1 protein-coding gene is annotated in these 958 nt (G+C 25.6%); it reads left to right on the forward strand.

Annotated elements, in window-relative coordinates; all coding sequences use genetic code 11:
- Positions 1–398: 398 nt before the first annotated feature.
- Complete coding sequence (locus tag CJF42_RS26010; protein WP_095369372.1) at positions 399–917, forward strand: hypothetical protein; 519 nt, start codon at positions 399–401, stop codon at positions 915–917.
- The last annotated feature ends 41 nt before the right edge of the window (positions 918–958 follow it).

The following is a 958-nucleotide window of genomic DNA, read 5'->3' on the forward strand; positions in this document are numbered from 1 at the left end:
CGGTTAAAATCGATTTCTACTAAGGAGTTCATTAATAAAAGTTTGTGTTAAAACTGTAATGTAATTAGATCATGAACTTAATCAGGTTGATATCACCTAAAGTTTATTTTCTCACTAAAAAGCATTAATGCTTCATTTTTTATATTGTTGAATTAATGTTATTCACAAAATATGCAACAAATACATTTTTTAACACATTTTAAAAAATGTAGGTTTTATAAAAAAAAATTATTAATTATTACAGATGTTTAATCTATTTTAATGGCTTTTTTTTGAAATTTATAATGAAAATCCATTATAAATATCAAAAAACCGATCTTTATAATTTAATTTTTGTGTTTTATTGTGCGCTACCTCTGCAAGATAGAGAACTTTTTACTCACAAAAGGAATTTAATAATGAAGATGAAAAAAAGATCACAAAAACCTGAAGACTTTTCAAGCGCTATTCAACAAAGCTTAGATTCATTTATAGAGATTGAAGCTTTTTTGGATTTAATGCTAGTAAAAAAAGAGTTCAAAATATCATCTGTGGAAGTGATGAAAAATAAAGTAATTAAGGGAGGGAGTATGTTGCTAGAAGTCCAATCTAAATTAGGTCGCGTATTGCAAGAAGCCGCCATTGCTAATATTAATGAAGACATTTATTCTATTTGTAAAAATATAGAAAAAATAACAACCGAAGTACCACAAGAAGTTAAAAAGCAACTTACTTTATTAAATGAAGAAATACATTCATTATCGCTTTGTTTAAAATCTATTCCTGAGCAGTTGGATTTAGATTTTTCAAGAAAAATTAATAGAATTTTAGATGTTGCAGCAAATATAGAAAATCATACTAAAAAATATCAAAAAACATTTGTTGCAGATTTAGAGAGAACCTTACAAACTTATGTTGATAAAATTAAGATGCTATGAGATGTTTTAAAATTACTTGCACGACAGATAAAGTCACATAT

Source organism: Pseudoalteromonas sp. NBT06-2 (assembly GCF_002276045.1).
Lineage (GTDB): Bacteria > Pseudomonadota > Gammaproteobacteria > Enterobacterales > Alteromonadaceae > Pseudoalteromonas.